3 protein-coding genes are annotated in these 1,802 nt (G+C 57.9%); 1 reads left to right on the forward strand and 2 read right to left on the reverse strand.

Translation table 11 applies throughout. The annotated features are described in order from the left end of the window. The coding region (locus H5U08_RS17580; RefSeq protein WP_297036089.1) for a hypothetical protein at positions 1 to 260 on the forward strand (260 nt) is incomplete at its 5' end. A 49-nt stretch (positions 261 to 309) separates the two neighbouring features. On the opposite strand, the gene H5U08_RS17585 is transcribed toward H5U08_RS17580, so the two are convergent. Beyond that, positions 310 to 729, reverse strand: coding sequence for a LuxR C-terminal-related transcriptional regulator (locus H5U08_RS17585; RefSeq protein WP_297036092.1), 420 nt, complete (start codon positions 727 to 729; stop codon positions 310 to 312). A 162-nt stretch (positions 730 to 891) separates the two neighbouring features. Beyond that, complete coding sequence (locus H5U08_RS17590) at positions 892 to 1,650, reverse strand: PIG-L family deacetylase (protein ID WP_297036095.1); 759 nt, start codon at positions 1,648 to 1,650, stop codon at positions 892 to 894. Between the last annotated feature and the right edge of the window lie 152 nt (positions 1,651 to 1,802).

Genomic DNA, 1,802 nt, shown 5'->3' on the forward strand with positions numbered 1-1,802 from the left:
AGGGAACTCAACGGGAAAGCCTCGAGCGGCAAGCCCCGCCCGCTGCGGCAGCCGCTCAGGTGGAAGGGCAACCGACTTCACCATCCGGTGAGATTCCTAAGCCAAATACACAGAAGTACCGCATCCGCCTCGTGCTGGTCAGGCCAATCGACAACGCCAATCCGGCCGTGAGGGAAAATACCGCACCGGAAGGCGAACCAGCCCATCCTCAAGACTCACCGGGAGATTCGCGACCTGCCCAATCTTCCCCCACCAAATAGAAGCACGGTGAAAAGCGTCTCACCGATCTCCGCTGTGGCAAGCCCCCTATCAGTTCCAGCCGTCGTTCTTTCGCCCACTTCTGCGTTTTTCAAGGGGTGTGAGGCGATCATTGAGTCGGCTGATGCCCAACTTGATGGCCATCCGCGTGACAAGTGGCAATTTATTGACTCCCAGTTTTTTCATCGCGTTCGATTTGTGATTGTCCACCGTGCTGGGGGCCAGCTTGAGGATGGCGGCTGCTTCTTTAACTGAACAGCCCAGGCTGATCAGTCGGATCACCTGTCTTTCCCGCGGCGTCAGATCTTTCGCCCTGACGGCAGTCGGACGCTTTTTCGGCTGCGTTTTTTTCTTCGCCATGGTTGTTCCCTCGGCCAACGGTACCAGTAAAAGCCCATGCCCGCTCGCCCGCTCTCCACGTTCTGTTCCCAAAAAACATCTTTCTATCTGACCAAAAGACTCGCTGGTCATGGGTGATGGCGTCCCACTCTGCTGCCGAGGTCCGCCATCAGTCGTCGGCTCGTATCAGCGTTTTCGAGTGTTCGCCCCCTTGCTGTTCCACCATTCACTCCATGACCGTTCTGATGAAAACTCCCCGGGCACCCCGGCCAGTTCGCCAGGAAGTCCAGGACGTTATCGTTTCAGCGGAAAAAGTTCCGCAAGGATATCGTCTCGGGGATAGGCGTGTCCTCGATGTTGCACAAAGGCCTCGGCCGCGGCAACGCCGACCTCCTCGCCGCGAAAGAGAGCGTGCCGCCGCATTGATTCGATGTACTCATCCATTCCGTGGTATGATCGCAACCATTCCCGCTGACTGGCATGACAGGCCAGCATTTCGGCTTTCTTCTCCAACTGCGCGGAGATGTCCACATAAGTAGTGGGGGTGATAACCTCGCCGTAGGGATCGCGTCCTTCCGGTGGATCGCAGTAATAGAGATAGGGAACGGCAGTATTCTCTTTCAGCGGAAAGGCGGAGGCGTTCGGCGCACCGTGCAGGAAGCTGGCCGCCCGCGCCACCAGCGCCGTCATTTCATGGTCCATCATGTAATCGCGAAGGGCATGTGTAAACACCAGGCCAGGGGCAATGCGACGAAACAGATCCACCGCCTTTTGAATTGTCGGCTTGTCGTACACGATGAAACCGTCCCGCTCGTCAAGGCAGTGGTAGGTGGCCCCAATTAGTTGAGCGGCGGCCGTGGCCTCACGCGTTCGACGACTGGAAATATCCCAGCGATTCTCCGTCATTGTTCCGCAGTCGCCGGGGGCCAGGCTGGCGATATGGACCTCCCAACCCAGTTCTCGCAGTCGAATGAGCGTCCCGCCACAGCAGAATTCTGCGTCGTCAGGGTGGGCCATGAAAGCGAGCACCACGCGGTTGCGACCCGACATCATTGTGATGGACTCCTTCCCGCACAAGATTTGAGTGTCTTACAGCCAACGGCCCCCACTTGAATAGCCATTACGTTACTCTACCGTCCTATCTCCCGGCAACCCACCCCCTCCTGTAGACCCCCCAAATGCGAGATCGCCCCTGAGGATCCGAG

Origin of the sequence: Thermogutta sp. (assembly GCF_014359955.1) — a bacterium.
Lineage (GTDB): Bacteria > Planctomycetota > Planctomycetia > Pirellulales > Thermoguttaceae > Thermogutta.